At 38.0% G+C, this 17,409-nt stretch carries 11 protein-coding genes and 1 riboswitch; of the genes, 4 read left to right on the forward strand and 7 right to left on the reverse strand.

Going from position 1 to position 17,409, the window contains the following annotated elements; all coding sequences use genetic code 11:
* Nucleotides 1-148: 148 nt before the first annotated feature.
* Both U859_RS0105325 and U859_RS0105330 read right to left on the reverse strand, forming a co-directional pair.
* A complete protein-coding gene (locus U859_RS0105325; RefSeq protein ID WP_025142389.1) occupies nt 149-1,741 on the reverse strand; it encodes a solute:sodium symporter family transporter in 1,593 nt (530 codons plus the stop codon).
* Nucleotides 1,742-1,750: 9 nt separating this feature from the next.
* The gene (locus U859_RS0105330; protein WP_025142390.1) at nt 1,751-2,773 is read right to left on the reverse strand and encodes a GntR family transcriptional regulator; all 1,023 of its coding nucleotides are present in this window, start codon (nt 2,771-2,773) and stop codon (nt 1,751-1,753) included.
* A 1,990-nt stretch (nt 2,774-4,763) separates the two neighbouring features.
* Between U859_RS0105330 and U859_RS0105340 the strand changes: the two genes are divergently transcribed.
* Entirely contained in the window at nt 4,764-4,964 is a 201-nt protein-coding gene (locus U859_RS0105340) for a hypothetical protein (RefSeq protein ID WP_025142392.1), read from the forward strand.
* 213 nt (nt 4,965-5,177) lie between these two features.
* On the opposite strand, the gene U859_RS0105345 is transcribed toward U859_RS0105340, so the two are convergent.
* Both U859_RS0105345 and U859_RS0105350 read right to left on the reverse strand, forming a co-directional pair.
* On the reverse strand, nt 5,178-6,611 hold the full coding sequence (locus U859_RS0105345; RefSeq protein ID WP_025142393.1) for a SusD/RagB family nutrient-binding outer membrane lipoprotein: 1,434 nt from the start codon (nt 6,609-6,611) through the stop codon (nt 5,178-5,180).
* An 11-nt stretch (nt 6,612-6,622) separates the two neighbouring features.
* Nucleotides 6,623-9,787, reverse strand: coding sequence for a SusC/RagA family TonB-linked outer membrane protein (locus tag U859_RS0105350; protein ID WP_025142394.1), 3,165 nt, complete (start codon nt 9,785-9,787; stop codon nt 6,623-6,625).
* A gap of 321 nt (nt 9,788-10,108) precedes the next feature.
* Nucleotides 10,109-10,215, reverse strand: a riboswitch (SAM riboswitch).
* Nucleotides 10,216-10,351: 136 nt separating this feature from the next.
* Between U859_RS0105350 and U859_RS0105355 the strand changes: the two genes are divergently transcribed.
* Together U859_RS0105355 and U859_RS0105360 are read left to right on the forward strand one after the other, a co-directional pair.
* Nucleotides 10,352-11,626: a peroxiredoxin family protein gene (locus U859_RS0105355; protein ID WP_025142395.1), complete on the forward strand. Its 1,275-nt coding sequence runs from the start codon at nt 10,352-10,354 to the stop codon at nt 11,624-11,626.
* Nucleotides 11,627-12,004: 378 nt separating this feature from the next.
* Nucleotides 12,005-13,279 (forward strand): hypothetical protein, encoded by a 1,275-nt coding sequence (locus U859_RS0105360; protein WP_162799871.1) that lies wholly within the window; start codon nt 12,005-12,007, stop codon nt 13,277-13,279.
* 211 nt (nt 13,280-13,490) lie between these two features.
* Here the strand turns inward: U859_RS0105360 and U859_RS0105365 are convergent, their stop codons facing one another.
* The 3 genes from U859_RS0105365 to U859_RS0105375 form a co-directional block, all read right to left on the reverse strand.
* Nucleotides 13,491-13,982: a DUF1772 domain-containing protein gene (locus U859_RS0105365; protein WP_025142397.1), complete on the reverse strand. Its 492-nt coding sequence runs from the start codon at nt 13,980-13,982 to the stop codon at nt 13,491-13,493.
* 135 nt (nt 13,983-14,117) lie between these two features.
* Complete coding sequence (locus U859_RS0105370; RefSeq protein WP_025142398.1) at nt 14,118-14,777, reverse strand: hypothetical protein; 660 nt, start codon at nt 14,775-14,777, stop codon at nt 14,118-14,120.
* A gap of 32 nt (nt 14,778-14,809) precedes the next feature.
* A complete protein-coding gene (locus tag U859_RS0105375; RefSeq protein WP_162799872.1) occupies nt 14,810-15,469 on the reverse strand; it encodes a hypothetical protein in 660 nt (219 codons plus the stop codon).
* An 828-nt stretch (nt 15,470-16,297) separates the two neighbouring features.
* Here U859_RS0105375 and U859_RS0105380 point away from each other — a divergent pair.
* Nucleotides 16,298-17,023: a LytR/AlgR family response regulator transcription factor gene (locus tag U859_RS0105380; protein ID WP_025142400.1), complete on the forward strand. Its 726-nt coding sequence runs from the start codon at nt 16,298-16,300 to the stop codon at nt 17,021-17,023.
* The last annotated feature ends 386 nt before the right edge of the window (nt 17,024-17,409 follow it).

Genomic DNA, 17,409 nt, shown 5'->3' on the forward strand with positions numbered 1-17,409 from the left:
TTTAAAAAGGAAATAAAACGCTGGAACGCAAGCAAATGAAAATTTTATCCTATCCTATCCTATCCTATAATTTTCAGATACAATTATAAACAAAATATTTAATATTCCAAGCACTTATACGAAATATATAAACGCCTGAATTACAGGACTAAGCAAGTATATAAGAGGAGAAAATAAAAAAGACAAGCGCCATTAGTGAGACTAATACAATATGATAGTAATGCCTATTCCTCCAGGGAATAATTGCAATTTTATTGTCGAGTACCAGGTGGTATGGATTTTGGTTCGGGTATAATTTCGAAATGCCCAGCATCAATAAAACTGTAACAATAAAGATAATAGAAAGGGTATGGAGATAATGCATTTGGATAGAAAATACCCACTCACTCATTACATAACAAGAAATAAAGAAAAGCATACCGATTTTAGCGGCAATAGGCGGCATTTTTTTGGTAATAAATCCTAAAAAGATAATGGTAAAGATGGGAAGGCTGAAAATAGCGCTTATTTTTTGCAGGTATTCATAAAAACCATGCTTTGAAAAGATAATAAAGGGTGCAAAAACCATGGCAAATAACGAAACCGAAATCTGAAACAACCGCCCTGTCCTCAACAAACTTTTATCTGATAGCATTTTGCCTTTCTTCTCCATAAACGGTTTATATAAATTGAGGAGAAATAAGGTACTCGAACTGTTAAGTCCGGCATTAAAGGTGGTAATGGCAGCCCCAAAAAGAACACAGGCCGATAAACCCATTAAAAGTGGTGGCAATACATCTTTAATAAGCAAAGGAAAAACCTGGTTGGTATTGGTTAAAACCGGATAAAGGTGCACCGCGATTAAACCTGGAATATTAATTAATAATGGACAAAGTAATTTGGCAAAACAGGTTAATGCGATCCCTTTTTGACCTTCTTCTAAACTTTTGGCTGCCAGTACCTGCTGGATAATGTACTGTTCCATACCCCAGTAATAAAGGTTTACGATCAGCATGCCTGTAAATAAGGTAGAAAAAGGAACGGCATCTTTACTGCTGCCAATGGCATTAAGGTGTTCTTTTTTAGTAGAGAGTACGGTAGAAAGTCCGCTGAAAAAATCGCCTTGCCCTAAATAACGTAATCCGTAATATGGTAGCGCGATAATTAAAATCAGCATACCGGCACTCAATACGGTATCAGAAATGGTAATGGCCTTAAAACCACCCAAAATGGTATAAACAGAACCGATCAGCCCCATAATCCATACAAATATCCAGATGCTTTCCCAATAGGAAAGGTGAAAACCGGAAAGATCTATCAGGTTACTAAAGGCAACTGCACCGCCATAAAGCACTGATGGAAGCAGGTTAATGATGTAACTGAAAAGAAAAACAACCGAAACCAGCGTTTTGGTCTGTTTATCATACCGTTTCTCCAAAAAATCGGGAATGGTACGGATCCCGGTTTTAAAATAAATGGGAATAAAAAACTCAGAAACGATGATCATGGCAAAAATGGAGGAAATCCCCCACCCAATTACCGACATGTTATTGATGTAAACTGATTCGTTTTCGCCGATAAACTGGTTAGCGCTGATGTTGCTGAAAAACAACGAAGCCCCTATGATGATAAAACCATTGGTGCGGTTGGCAAAGAAAAATCCAGTTATTGTTGATCTTTGTGTTTTTCTGGTTTTAAAATAAGAGATGGTCGCGGCTAAAACCGTGAACAGGATAAAACTGATGATGGCCGTTGTTCCCACGCGATGGTGTTAAAGTGAATTTCTTCTGATCAGTTTATTTTCCATTACCTGTTTAATAGGCTTCAAGCTCAGCACAAACTCCGCAGCTAAGCGGCCCATGTGCGCAAAATCGATTGAAAAAGTGGTAATCCCATCAAATATGATCTCTTTAACATTATCATCGTTATGCGAAAGGATTCCAAGATCTTTGCCCACTTTTAAGCCTTTAACCCTGGTATCTTTCAGCATTTCCCAAAGTTCGAGGTTGTGTATGGTAAAATAAACCTTATCGGGTGCAATACTGCCTGCCTCATAACTGTTTTTGATTACCCCGTTGATATTAAATTCTTTTATAAAACGTTTAAAGGAAATCAATACTTCATTCGGCTCGGCAGAAGAAGGTTTAAAGAAGAAAACAAATTCCGAAAATTCCTTAATTCTGGGTGCCAATTCTAAAAAAGCATTATAAGAAGCCTTTTCAAACTCTTGAACGATATAGGAATAATCGCCTTTCAGTTTTACATAACGATCTACAATCAATAATTTTTCTTTTGGCAATTGCTCCAATACATCTTTGGCCTCGTTACTTTCTATCGGTGCAATTACATACAAGCCATACTGGCCTTTGTTGCTGTTGATAATGGATTCGAAAACACTAAAATTGTTGTGGTGAAAATATACATCAACCTGGATGTTATCACCCAGATGATCGCGGAAATTCTGGTAAAATGTTTCCTGGAAGGTATCAAAAGCGTAAATCAGCAAACAAACTTTAAGGTGCTGTTCAGTATCGTCGGTAGCTACAAAATAACCCATCCTGTTTTTCGATTCTAAAATCCCCCTGCTGATCAGTTCTTTGTAAGCCTTGCCAATGGTTTCTTTGGCAAAACCGGTTTTCCTCATCATTTCATTAACCGAAGGCAACATATCACCTTTGGCAATCAGTTTATGATTGAGGCCATTGATGATTCCCTGTACAAGCTGTTCGTGTTTCGAGAAAGAATTTATGATGCTCAAATCTTTGATTTCATTGAACAACTTTTCCTTATTCATGCAGTAATATTTGGTTTAATCGATTTACCGGAGGTTAATTGCCCGAAATATATAAATTTAATAGAGATATATCAGTAAAAATTTTATTGTTGTGCCTGATGATGCCATTGAGAAAGATTATGCTAATTATGGGGTATATCTAATCGCATACATAAGTTTGCTGCGGAGATGCAGATTAACACGGAATACTTTTAGAACAATTCCTTCCTTCGTTTTGTCATCCTGAGCGTAGTCGAAGGATCCATTGCCATAGTTTTATAACAGCATGCGTATAATTCAAAAGCCCTTTATTCTACCATACAAGAAATTGAAGGTTCATATAAGCAAATGATCGTTGCCGCAGATGCACACAGATTCTATCGAATGGTGCCTCACCGACCGAAATTAATTTTAAACACAAATAGTTTATTGTCTGCCAGATGGTAACATCTGACAGCACACCAACGCGTAATTTGCCACGGAGGCACAGATTAACACGGAATACTTTTAGAACAATTCCTACCTTCGTTTTGTCATCCTGAGTGTAGTCGAAGGATCCATTGCCATAGTTTTGTAACAGCATGCGCATAATTCAAAAGCCCTTTATTCTACCATATAAGAAATTGAAGGTTCATATAAGCAAATGATCTTTGCCGCAGATGCACACAGATTCTCTCGACTGGTGCCTCACCGACCGAAATTAATTTTAAACACAAATAGTTTATTGTCTGCCAGATGGTAACATCTGACAGCACACCAACGCGTAATTTGCCACGGAGACGCAGATTAACACGGAATACTTTTAGAACAATTCCTTCCTTCGTTTTGTCATCCTGAGCGTAGTCGAAGGATCCATTGCCATAGTTTTATAACATGCGTATTAATTCAAAAGCCCTTTATTCTACCATATAAGAAATTGAAGGTTCATATAAGCAAACGATCGTCGCCGCAGATGCACACAGATTCTCTCGACTGGTGCCTCACCGACCGAAATTAATTTTAAACACAAATAAGTTTATTGTCTGCCAGATGGTAACATCTGACAGCACACCAACGCGTAATTTGCCACGGAGATGCATATTAACACGAAATACTTTTAGAACAATTCTTTCTTTCGTTTTGTCATCCTGAACGTAGTCAAAGGATCCATTGCCATAGTTTTATAACAGCATGCGTATAATTCAAAAGCCCTTTATTCTACCATATAAGAAATTGAAGGTTTATATAAGCAAATGATCGTTGCCGCAGATGCACACAGATTCTCTCGAATGGTGCCTCACCGAGCGAAATTAATTTCAAACACAAATAGTTTATTGTCTGTCAGATGGTAACATCTGACAGCACACCAACGCGTAATTTGCCACGGAGACGCATATTAACACGAAATACTTTTAGAACAATTCTTTCTTTCGTTTTGTCATCCTGAACGTAGTCAAAGGATCCATTGCCATAGTTTTATAACAGCATGCGTATAATTCAAAAGCCCTTTATTTTACCATATAAGAAATTGAAGGTTTATATAAGCAAATGATCGTTGCCGCAGATGCAAACAGATTCTATCGAATGGTGCCTCACCGACCGAAATTAATTTTAAATACAAATAGTTTATTGTCTGCCAGATGGTAACATTTGACAGCACACCAACGCGTAATTTGCCACGGAGACGCATATTAACACGAAATACTTTTAGAACAATTTTTTTTTTCGTTTTGTCATCCTGAGCGTAGTCGAAGGATCCATTGCCATAGTTTTATAACAGCAAGCGTATAATTCAAACGCCCTTTATTCTACCATATAAGAAATTGAAGGTTCATATAAGCAAATAATCTTTGCCGCAGATGCACACAGATTCTCTCGAATGGTGCCTCACCGACCGAAATTAATTTCAAACACAAATAGTTTATTGTCTGTCAGATGGTAACATCTGACAGCACACTCTGTAACAACAGCAATTAAAAATTGTCTAAAACTTTTAACGGTCTCAAAATGTTTAACTAAAAAAGAAAAGAACATGGGAATTTTAAAAACAGCAATTATTGGCGCTGCAGTATATGCAGGCGTAAAATATATTACAAAAAAAGATCCGATTACCGGGCAATCGATCGTTGACGACTTATTCGATCGTGCACCACAATGGGCAGATAAAGCGAAAGGTTATGCAGAAGAACTGAAAACCAGGGCTGGCAATGCCGCTGAAGATTTAGCTAGATGACTGCCTTGCAGAAATAAAGAGCCTGAAGAGGCTAAATACCTATTTCTCTGATAAAACAAAAAACGTCCCGATGTAAAATCGGGACGTTTTTTGTTTAAAATGTCAGATGATAACATCTGACATCAGATTGAGAGTGATCGTCTTTCCCGCGCAGGCGGGAATCTTAAAGCGTGTTGCATTTAAGGTCAGTTCCTCTTATTTTACAAATTAAAACTAAAAAGCATCAAACCAAAGTTTGGTGGTTAATAAATCGGCACCCTGACTACTTACTGCATTTCTATAATTCTGTCCGTTTAACGATTGCTCGGTACCAGGATAAATAAAACGTACCGGTATTTTACCATTGAGTACGGTATTTACAGAAGCGGTTAACTGTGGATAATCTAACCTGCGTTGTTCTGCCCAGGCTTCCAAGCCCTGACCGAATAAGGCAATCCATTTTTGCTCACCAATCGATTTTTTATAATTGGCAGCATTATACTGTACCGCAGCCTGATTAATATAATCATCTACAGTAGTGCCAGATATACCATATTGGTTAAACGAAGCCGTGATGGCTTGTTTATATAAATTTTCAGCATTTTCTGTAGTAAAACCTCTTGCGGCTGCTTCTGCCCTATCAAAAAGCAATTCGGCATAACTAAAAATTACAGCTGGTGCCTTGGCATCTAAAAAGTAAGCACCTGGTTTTGAAGAATTTGCCAGTCCTATTGCACTGGCCTCAGAGTTGGTAGAGCCATTCGGGATCCCCACATAAACCTGCGGCGTAACATTTTCCGTTTTACTGGCATAAACAGGTAACCTTGGATCGTTTAGCGAAAACAGTTTATCTACAATGGTTTTGCTGATCCGATAATCATTTCTGGTTTCAAATGAAGCCGCTACCGGATTTTGCTGTGGCGAAACATCATATTTGAGTATTGCACTTTCTGAATTACTGCTGATATAAGCACCTCCTTCTGCCTGTACCTCATCAATCACCTGTTTGGCTTTGGCCGGATCTTTATCTGCAATGCGTAAAGCGATACGAAGGCGTAAAGCATTGGCAAACTTTTTCCATGAGGCAATATTATTGCCGTAAATCACATCACCGGCAATAACCTTTCCTGCAGGATCCAGGGCTGCTTGTGCTGATTTTAAATCATTCAGAATACCATAATAAACATCCTTTTGTTTGTCGTAAACCGGGGTAACAAACTGTTTGATTTTCCCTGCCTGCGAATAAGGAATGTCCCCATAAGCATCGGTAAGCAATAAAAATGTCCATGATCTTAGCACCAGCGCTACGCCTTTATAGTTCGAATTGCCCTGTGCATCGCCCAGTTCGATAATTTTATTAAAACCGGCAATGCTCTGGGCATAACCTGTTGACCATAATGCGGTAAAACTGCTGTTCGAATAAATAAAGCGGTCTTCTTCTGTATATTGCACTTTGGCCCATTGCTGTGCAAAAAGCAGGCTCGAGTTCATGTTATTGGTTACACCCCAGTAGGTATCAGCAGTAATTTTTGTGGTTCCGGTAAGCAAATAATCGGGTTGTGGAATTTCCGGTGCATTTGGATTGATGTTCACCTCATCCAGTTCTTTTTTGCATGATGAAAATGCAATTGCCAAAATGGCCAGTATATATAGTTTCTTATTTTTCATGATGGGAATATTTAAAATTTAACATTCAGATTGATACCATAACTGCGTGTGCTTGGGTTAGATAAACTTTCTAAACCCTGACCGTTACCGGTGTTAAAGGCTACTTCAGGATCGATATCTACCGTATTGCGGTGAATAATCCACAGGTTACGGCCAACAAGCGATACCGAAACGCCTTGTAAACTTAACGGACGGAGCCATTTTGCAGGTAAATTATAGCTTAATTTTACCTCACGGAGTTTAACATAAGACGCATCGAAAATATTTGCTTCGTCTATATTTCTGAAGGTTTTGTAATACTGTTGGGCAGGCAATATCTTTTCATTGCGTTTGCCATCGGCGGTTACGCCATCAAAAATAATCCCGTCATCATACACCGTAACGCCTGCAGGTGCAGATCCATTTACCCTGACTGTTCCGTTAGCTTTATCATTGCCCGGATAGTAATAAGAAATACCGCCATATTCTGCTGCCCTTCCCGGAAGTGTAGAAGCTAAAACACCAGTATAAGTTCCTGTAGCATAAGTTCCGTTATAAATAGAGCCTCCAATGCTGGCATCAACCAATACGCCTAAGCTGATTCCTTTATAGGTGAAGGTGTTGTAAACACCACCGATCCAATCTGGCGTATATTTTCCCAATACCTGTTTAGTTGGGTTTGTAGCAGGTGCACCTGTGGCATTAACGATGATGTTTCCGTTACCATCCCTTAAAAATGCTGTTCCGAACAATGATCCATAAGGCTGACCAACCGTTGCAATTACCTGCGCCGAATTTGATGCCACCACATAATTGGTTAATAACTTTTCGGCGTCCAACTCAATTACCCTACTCCTGTTTGCTGCGAAATTAAAATCAACATCCCAGGTAAAAGCTTTTTTGATTGGCGTAATGCCCAATTGTGCCTCTATCCCTTTGTTGTTGATTTTGCCGGCATTAAGCAATTTCGAGCTGAAACCTGTACTCTGACTTACATCAGCAGCTAAAATCTGGTTGTAACTATTCGTATTATATGCACTTAAATCGAAACGTAATCTTTTATTAAAGAAAACCGCTTCAAGCCCAAGTTCTGTTGAAGTGGTCGTTTCAGGCTTTAAGTTAGGATTTAGGTCGATAGAACCTGTTGTAAGCTGAGGATTACCATAAAATGGCGCACTAAATACATAAGTATTGATTAAACGGTAAGGATCTGCATCTTTACCCACTTTAGACCACCCACCACGTATTTTTAAATAGTTAAGGGCTTCACTTTTAATATCGAATGCTTCGGTTGCCACAAAACTTCCGTTAAATGAGGGGTAAAAATATGACCTGTTCTGTGCAGGCAAAGTAGACGACCAATCGTTACGTGCGGTGATATTGGCAAAAAGATAATTTCTGAAGCCGATCTGACCTGATGCATAAACACTATATGATTTTAAACGCGATAAATTATTGGATGAAACCAAGGGATCACGTGAGTTTTTAAGGTTGTAAAGTCCTGCGATGGCCAGTTTTGGTGCACTCTGGTCATTTTGCTCGATGTATTGCCTGCGGATATTACCACCACCCAATAATTCTAAGCTAAAATCTTCATTTAACTGTTTGTTAAAGTTTAAGGTTGCATCGGTATTATTTTCGCTTACCGTAAAGGCACTTTCAGTGTAAGATCCAAAAGGTGTTCCATTGGTGCCATAAGCGATTCTAACTTTACGCCTGTCGTTGTAATAATCCGTACCTGATCTGAAATTGAAATCAAGGCCATCAATAATTTTATAATTAAGGGCTAAACTTCCTATAATCCTGCTACGGTTTTGCGAAACCGTATTTTCGTAAGCTACCCAATACGGATTGCTATAATAGCTGTTGTTCCAGTTAAACGTTTTTCCATTTTCATCCAAATAATTTTTTAACTGGTTAATATCAACCTGACGACCAAACCAGGTAAACTGTAACATGGTACTGGTTGAGCGTGAACCACCTGTACCAGGTAAATTATCTGAATTAAGTTTACTATAATTCGCGTTAGCGGTTAAAGTTAATTTTGGTGTTATTTTTAATGAGGTATTTAATACAAACGAATTTTTCCCCTGTCCAGAGTTCGGCACAATACCAACTTGTTTAAGATTATTGTAAGAGATCCGGTAATCATATTTTTCGCCTGCATCTGCAACTGATACCCCATTGTTTAATGAATAGCCTGTTTGGAAGAAATCGCGTACGTTATCCGGATGCGCTATAAATGGAACAGGCACCCCTTTGGAATAAAACTGCGGGATTAACCTTCCATCCAGTTTCGGTCCCCAGCTTTCATCTACCCCATCATTTAACCCTTTACCTGCACCGTCTACATAACTAAACTTGCCTTCCGATCCCTGACCAAAAGCATTTTGATACACTGGCAGGGTTAACAGGGTTTCTAAAACCGCGTTTGAATTGATGGCAATACCCAATCCTTTTTTCGATTTTCCTGTTTTGGTTTTAATCAGGATAACCCCTGCCGCAGCCCGTGAGCCATATAGTGCAGCCGCATTTGGTCCTTTCAATACACTGATTGATTCGATGTCTTCTGGATTGATATCTGAAATGGTATTGGCATAATCCCTAGCACCAGCCGAATTTAACTGTGAGTTATCAACCGGAATTCCATCTACCACAAATAAAGGCTGGTTGTTTCCTGCTATTGAAGTTTCCCCCCTGATCACCACACGCGATGAACCCATGCTCCCCTGACTATTGGTTACCCTTACACCGGCAATTTTTCCGGCAAGTGCATTTACCAGGTTAGATTCTTTAGCTTCGGCTAAATCCTGTCCTTTTAACTCCTGAACGGCATAACCCAGCGATTTCTTCTGTCTCGAAATACCCAAAGCTGTAACCACAACTTCATCAAGCGCATTATCGCTGGACTGCAGGATGACCGAAATCGGTCCGTTTTTGCTAATCTGTATTTCCTGGGTTTTAAAGCCGATATAAGAAAACACCAATGTGCCCTTTTCAGGTGCATTAATGCTAAAGGCACCTTTACCATCGGTAATAGTGGTTTGTTTGGTTTCTTTTATAAAAATGGAAACACCGGGCAGTGTTTCGCCATCTGCCGACTTCACCGTTCCGGTTATGGTAGCATTTTGAGCGAATAACTGCTGCGTAATAAAGAGCAGCAATATAAACGCTATCGGTTTAATTTTTTTGAACATGTGTGTGTAATTAATGATTAGATGAAGGATAAAAATTTTGGCAAAACAATTCCTGCACGATAAAAAACCGCGTTTTATTAAAGCATAAAAAGGAATGGTTAGATTAAAAAGCCTGTTAAAATAATATTACTTTAACAGGGCATGCGCATTCGGAAGCATGCGTTAAGGTTTGCAGCAATAGATTTTAGCTCGTCTGTTTTTTTCATTTCAATGATTTTCTATAAACGTTTTTAATTTCAAGATTGCATCCGGGCAAAAAAAAAGCACCCCTTAAATCAGAAGTGCTCCATATATTTTTTATAAGGATAAACGCAACCTACTGACTTAACTACCCCAGATTCATCTGGGATGGAATTAGCACCATTTCTATTTAATAGATGGTTGCTAAGGCTTCACAGGGCCATTCCCTCCGCCTTTCTTGATAAGTATTTTAAAATAACTGGTGCAAAGGTATAACTTATTCCATTTATCCTATAGTTTTTATAGATTTTTATTCAAATATTTTTTCTTTGACTATTTCCTCCGTATATTTGTCGACTAATTTAGTCGATTAATACTGTCCCGATGAACATAAAATCCCTGTTAACTGCCGTACTGGCCATATCAACCTCCTTAACTTTTGCACAGGATCAGGCTGTTTTAGCCAATAATCAACAGGCAAAAGCTAAAGAGAAAAAACCTAAAGCATTTGTTGCGTTGGGTACCTGGCGCGGGGTTGCCAAAGTAAAAGAAGGTTTGGATATTCCGTTCAATTTCGAAATCAACGAAAAAAGCGGACAACAGAAATTATATTTCCGCAATGCGGAAGAAAGATTTGAAGGTGGTTTAGTAAAACAGACGGCTGATTCTTTATTTGTAAAACTTGATCAGTTTGATAATGAACTGGCTTTTGCCCTGGTAGATGGCGACCATTTATCTGGTAGCTTAAGAAAACAGGATAAAGCAGGTAAACCTTTAACCATTGTGGCTGAGCGCAAAAACTACCGTTTTGAAACCCTTAATAAGCCTGCTACGGCAGATTATTCTGGCAGTTATGATGTCGTTTTTAAATCGCCTAATGGTAAAGACGAAAAAACAGTGGGTTTATTTAAACAGACCGGAAATAAACTTACCGGAACATTTTTACGTATAACCGGCGATTCGCGGTACCTGGAAGGTGTTGTAGAAGGCAACGAATTCCAGCTTTCGAGTTTTATTGGCTCCTCTCCTGCTTACTATAAAGGTACTTTCCAACCAGACGGAACTTTATCAGGTGAAATTTTGGGCGCAAGGGGAAGTCAGGCTTTTACCGGAACCAAAAATAAAGACGCGGTGCTTCCCGATCCTTACAAACTTACCTATCTTAAATCGGGATATAAAACACTCGATTTCAGTTTTCCGGATGTAAACGGTAAAAAGATTTCGTTGAAAGATGAAAAGTACAAAAATAAGGTTGTGATTTTAACCATTACCGGAAGCTGGTGCCCTAATTGTGTTGATGAAGCCACTTTTATTGCCCCCTGGTATAAAGCAAACAAAAAACGCGGCGTAGAAATTATTGCGCTACACTACGAACGTTCTACAGAACCCGAATATGCGAAAAAAGTAATGACCCGTTTCCGCGAACGTTTTGGTATTGAATACGATCAGGTACTTGCGGGCACTGCCGATAAACAGGTTGTTTCTGAATCATTGCCTGCGCTTGATTCATTTTTATCTTTCCCAACCACCATCATCATCGATAAACAGGGCAACGTAGCGCAGATCCATACGGGGTTTAACGGTCCGGCAACAGGAAAGTTTTACGATGAATTTGTAAAGGAATTTAATACAGAGATTGATACGTTGTTGAAGAAATAGTAATTGGAAGGCGTTAAAGATACCTGAAAGCTTATTGCATTAAGATTCCCGCCAGTGCGGGAATGACGACTACCCTAGATAGATCTCTGAGAAGGCCTCAAATTATCGTCATTTCGAGCGGACCCGATAGCTATCGGGTGCAACGCCGCCGAGAAATCTGCCTGGATAGCTTTCTACTTTTGCATTTATACCTATAGATAATGCAGATTTAAAAGGATTTTAAATCTTGCGATCAACATGTTCGTTTCCGGACTAAAACCGTTCATTTATGAACAGGCTCCTAAATCATACTTGTTAAAAAACCTATTATAGCACGCTTGGAGGGCTATATAAGGCATTGGCATAATCTTCGCCATTAGTGATAGCAAATCAAGAATAATGAAGAAGATACTGTTATTTGTATTTATGGTTAGCTCCATACTATTTCAAAACGTTTATGCCTGTACTGTAATCTCATATGCGCTAAAGGGTGAGGTATATGCAGCAGCCAATGAGGATGATTACATGGGCTTTGCACGGGTATGGTTTAATCCAAAAACCCCTGACCGGTATGGTTCGGTATGTTTCGGGCTTCCTGACCTGCAAGCACAGGCAGCAATGAATGAATATGGATTGTTTTACGATTTTACCGCACAGAACATCGATCCTGCCCAATTCCATCCTAAAAATATCTATCAGGGGGATCTTTTCTTCGAAATATTGGGAAAATGCAAAACAGTGCCAGAAGCAATGGTTTTTCTGGAGAAATATGATTATGCTGTAAGTGCTCAGGTATTAATTGCTGACGCCCTCGGAAATTCGGTGATCATCAATGTGGGAACAAAATTAACCAAATCAGGTTCTTACCAGATCAACACCAATTTTGACATCAGCAAACTCAAAACCAAAAACTATGTGTGCAGAAGATATGACATTTCGGATGAAGCATTAAAAAAAGCCGATGCCCTAAATGTTCCTTTTTTCAGGGATATTTTGAGCCGCACCCGTCAGGAAGGAAAATTATCTACCATCTATTCCAATATCTACGATCTTAAACGTAAAATAATTACGGTATATAACTTTCACGATTTTGAACATCCCTGGATAATCGATTTAAAGAAAGAACTAACTAAAGGCTACAAACTGGAGAAATTAAGTGACCGGTTTCCTACAAGTTTTGCATACGAACAGTTTTTAATGAGCGATAAGGCCATGTACCGCAAGGAAATGATTTTAGATGAGATTACAATCAAAGGATTACAGCCTACCCTGAACCATTATTTCGATTTAGGTAAAAAAAGCACATCAACAAAAGATAGCACCATTAACAGTGTATTACTGGAAGTAGGTATCCAACTGATTAAGGAAAGTTATAACCAGCATGCCAATGGCGGGCTTTGGCAATATTGGTTTGCTTTACCCGGTGGGTTTAAGATAGAGCACATCAATGATAAACGAATAAGTGCGGCAGGAGAAATTTTAAATTATTTAGCAGCTGATAAAGGAATAGATACGAAGTTGAAGAACTTTATCTTTGAATTAAGCGCTTATGTCAACTTGATTCAGGGTGATCAAAAAAAGGCAAAAGAATATTATAACATAGCCTCTGGCAATAGTGCCAATACCTGGCCAATATCTTTTAACCGTTCAAAAAAAATGCTGGCGATTTTATAAGATGAACAATTAATTAGCAAGAAAAAATGAACAGGAAAGAACGCCTATCAATATAGAAAACTTTCTACATTAGCCATCGAGAGCGTTAATAGATTCGGAGTCTGAACAGTTGTTCAGCTCCGTTTCCATAGGTTTGTTACTCCGATAAATTAATTGGCGCTAAAGATCTCTCCACTCCGGTTGAGGTGACGATGCGGTATAAGAATTTACACTAAGCATTTTTACTCAATATTGCTGCATAAGCTGTTAGCACAATACAAATAAATGAAACAATCGTCCTAATCCTATGGAACAGATTCCAACCTGGTTCAAATTTATTGCGCAAAGCTGTTAATCCTTCAGCATCTAATTTGGTTAAGTCTGTTCCATCCAGCAAATTATTAAGCGGTACATTTCCGATTACAGTTACTAAAAAAACGCCACCGAAATAAAACAAGGCAGCTGCCAGAATTAAATAAAATACAGTACCCTGTTCTTTAAAAAACCAAACGCCAATGGGTAACAGTATCAGCGTACCCATAAAAGAAACAAAAAATAAAGGATTTAAGATCGCCCTGTTGATGGATTGCATGGCCTGAAGAAAATAAAGATCAGAAAGGCGTGTTAGCCCAGGCAAAACTGAACAGGAATAAGCATAAAACAGTCCGCCAATAAGTGCTGTTGATACTGTACTGAGCAAAAGAACAATGTTTTTAAAAGTCATAATTTGCTATTTAAATGATGCCGGGAGAACGAATTTAAGAAAATCATCACACGCATCAAAAAAATCAGACAGATCAAAGCAGCACTTATCTGGAGACTGTAGATAAACCTTTTCTTGAAAAATCCATTCCTTATGCTAATCTACCCGATTAACAGTGATAATATAGGTGCCAGAAATGCTACCAGAGGCACCATAAGTCGACATTTTGAATTGAATAACCTGTCCGGCAGTAAGTTTTACCAATTCACTCTTTGTTACCGATAATGGATAGCTTAGTATGCTAGAACTAGATGCCTTTGGATTAATTCCGCCCATATCAAGAGTTCCATATATTGGAGGGTTTGGTCCATTGCCAACGTATAACCATACGGATCCTGTATAAAATGATGAGGTTTGTTGCATATATCTGCCAGTAAATGATACCTGGTAGAGCCCGGTTTGAGAAGCAGTAAAGGTATTCCCGCTAAACTCGTTTAAATTATCGAATGTTTCTGTGGGCGGTTCTGTGGAATCAATAAATACGGGTGTATTAGTAGAAGTTGAAAGTGTGACGTTTCCGCTAACCCTTACCGTGCTAATGTTATCTGTATTCCTTTTTTTCAATACGCCGTTTGCATCAGTTACAATTGTTCCGGCTGTTGAAGTTGCATTGCTTAAACCTTCTAAACGAATAGGATCAGAAACATCCTTAACATGCAACTTATGTGTAGGGGCTTTTGTGCCAATACCTGTATTTTGTGCCCATGCCATGTTTGAAACGAATGCCAAAGCCACGATTTGAATCATTTTTTTCATAATAAACCTTTTTAAAAAAATCCATTTGTTATTTAGTCTACCCTGTTAACAGTGATCACATAACTGCCAGAAATGCCAAAAATGCTGCTAGGGGCTCCATAAGTAAGCATTTTGAATTGAATAATCTGTCCGGCAGTAAGCTTCACCAATTCACTCTTTGTTATCGATAATGGATACTTATTTAATAAACTAGATCTTGGGGGATTAATTCCGCCCATATCAAAAGTTCCATATTCTTGAGGGGCTATCTTATCACCAAAATCTATCCGTACTACTCCCGTATAAAATGATGAGGTTTGCAAATATCTGCCGGTAAATGATACCTGGTAGAGCCCGGTTTGAGAAGCAGTAAAGGTATTCCCGTTAAACTCATTTAAATTATCGAATGTTTCTTTGGCTGCTTCGGTCGCATCAATAAAATAGTAAAGATTATCATCTTCAAGCATGAGGTCCCCCGTGACTCTTACCGCACTAATGTTATCCGTATTCCTCTTTTTTAATACACCGTTTGCGTCAGTTACAATTGTTCCGGCTGTTGAAGTTGCATTGCCTAAGCCTTCTAAACGGATAGGATCAGAAACATCCTTAACATGCAGCTTATGTGTAGGGCTTTTTGTGCCAATTCCTGTGTTTTGTGCCCATGCCATGTTTGATACGAATGCCAAGACCACAATTTGCATCATTTTTTTCATAATCTTAATATTTAGGGTTAGTAGATTGCTCTTATATTTCATTTCGTTTATTATTTATTACAATAAAAAACAAAAGAAAAAATATTAATTAATACAGATTACAATACACTAGGCACTAAATTGGTTGATTATAAATAAAATTATATACTGTAAATTTTTGCTTTATGAATGGAAAATCGCTTGATATTAATGCACAAATATTCTACTAAAATATATGCTCATTAAAAATAGTAACGTAGCAAGAAAGCATCGTTTCCAATTTATAGCGGGATAAATATAATATGGAAGGGAAAAACTAACTAATATCCAAATCTAAAATGAGAGCGTCATTTTAGATAGGAAAGAGAATTAATTTAAATATAGATTTTCATAGGTAGAGTGATATGAGCGTATTTATGTTAAGTTTCTTAACAAGCGTTATATTTGACTCTGATCAGAGTCTTTATCCTAACCTTATCCAAATATCAAACAAAGAATTTTATTAAAGAACCAGATTACACAGATCGGTTTGTTTTCGTTACAAATGGTATAAATTACCAGATGGCATTTCTGCAAACAGGCGTCTTACGGTATCAAAATACCGCTTTTTAGGCTTAAATAATACTTTTCGCGCTGCCAATCACTACCCAAAAACCATTTACTGGCATTTCATTATATCATTATCTATGCTCAATTGCAATATTTAATCATTCCTGTATGTTTCATAATACACATTTTTACATTAATTTAGCCAATAAAATGAAAACCCGATACAAATGCGTATGAACCGTTCTGTTTTCGTTGCGAAAAGGTGTAATTTCGTTATGTATGCAAAAGAAAGATTAGGAGATGATTAAGTGTATAGCCATAGATGACCAGCAGAGTTCGATAACAGGACTGGAAAAATACATTGAAGATACGCCAAATATGCGGTTGGTAGCGAGTTATACAGATCCATTAACGGCCTTAATGGAACTTAAAAAGATTGATACGGTTGATGTTATTTTTATGGATGTGCAAATGCCACAGATCTCTGGTTTGGAACTAGCAAAAGCTGTACGTTCGAAGACCAGGAAACTCATATTTACAACGTCACATCAGGAATATGCATTTGAGGCATTTGAGGCTGACGCTGATGCTTACCTACTAAAACCTTATGGTTATGCAAAGTTTGCACTAACCCTGAACCGGCTTTTTGGAGAGGAGCTGGAAAGTGGAGATGATGAAACCTATTTTTTGGTGAAAAATAAAGCTGAAGAACATAAAGCTGTACTGGTACGTTATGCCGATATTATTGCTTTTGAAAGTTTTCATAATTACATTAAAATACATACAAAAGACAAGGTAATTATTGCCTACCTGAGTTTAAAGGATGTAAAAGAGCAGTTAAGCATTAAAAAAGGTTTTATACAGCTGCATAGGGCTTACATTATTGCGATTGAACATATCCTGCATATAGATGGAACGAGGATTACACTTTCGAACCAGACAAGTTTTACGGTCGGCGATATTTATAATAATGATTTCCGTGAGTTTATTACGGATAAACTGATTATCAGCAGCCGCAAAAAGTAGCGGCTGCTGGTTAAATTTTAGATACTTATTAGTCCTGAAGTGGATGTTGCACTTGATGTTGTAGTCCCTGTTGGATCAGATGATTTTGATTTATCGAATTTAGTGAGTCCTGACGATCTTTTAAATAGAAACAGGGTTCTTTTTACCAAACTTTTAGCTTTCATAATTATTTTTTTTATGAAAGCTAGGATGACATTTACGCTGTAACTTTAATGGTTACATATATAGCTCTATTATCTTTATGGAAAGACTTATTTTAAAAGACAAATCTCTTAAAAACTGGATCATCAAGCATAGGATTCACTTTATTGCTTGGTCTTGCTTTATATTTTGGGAATCCATTATTGTTGGTCTGACTTACGGTGCCTTTGGAAAGTTTGGAAATT

Origin of the sequence: Pedobacter jeongneungensis (assembly GCF_000633455.1) — a bacterium.
Lineage (GTDB): Bacteria > Bacteroidota > Bacteroidia > Sphingobacteriales > Sphingobacteriaceae > Pedobacter > Pedobacter jeongneungensis_A.

Bases quoted from the DNA above. Each gene is read 5' to 3' on its own strand.
- U859_RS0105340 (WP_025142392.1), top strand. From the start codon at position 4,764: ATGGGAATTTTAAAAACAGCAATTATTGGCGCTGCAGTATATGCAGGC.
- U859_RS0105360 (WP_162799871.1), top strand. From the start codon at position 12,005: ATGAAGAAGATACTGTTATTTGTATTTATGGTTAGCTCCATACTATTT.
- U859_RS0105355 (WP_025142395.1), top strand. From the start codon at position 10,352: ATGAACATAAAATCCCTGTTAACTGCCGTACTGGCCATATCAACCTCC.
- U859_RS0105370 (WP_025142398.1), bottom strand. From the start codon at position 14,777: ATGAAAAAAATGATTCAAATCGTGGCTTTGGCATTCGTTTCAAACATG.
- U859_RS0105345 (WP_025142393.1), bottom strand. From the start codon at position 6,611: ATGAAAAATAAGAAACTATATATACTGGCCATTTTGGCAATTGCATTT.
- U859_RS0105380 (WP_025142400.1), top strand. From the start codon at position 16,298: ATGATTAAGTGTATAGCCATAGATGACCAGCAGAGTTCGATAACAGGA.
- U859_RS0105330 (WP_025142390.1), bottom strand. From the start codon at position 2,773: ATGAATAAGGAAAAGTTGTTCAATGAAATCAAAGATTTGAGCATCATA.
- U859_RS0105350 (WP_025142394.1), bottom strand. From the start codon at position 9,787: ATGTTCAAAAAAATTAAACCGATAGCGTTTATATTGCTGCTCTTTATT.
- U859_RS0105375 (WP_162799872.1), bottom strand. From the start codon at position 15,469: ATGAAAAAAATGATGCAAATTGTGGTCTTGGCATTCGTATCAAACATG.
- U859_RS0105365 (WP_025142397.1), bottom strand. From the start codon at position 13,982: ATGACTTTTAAAAACATTGTTCTTTTGCTCAGTACAGTATCAACAGCA.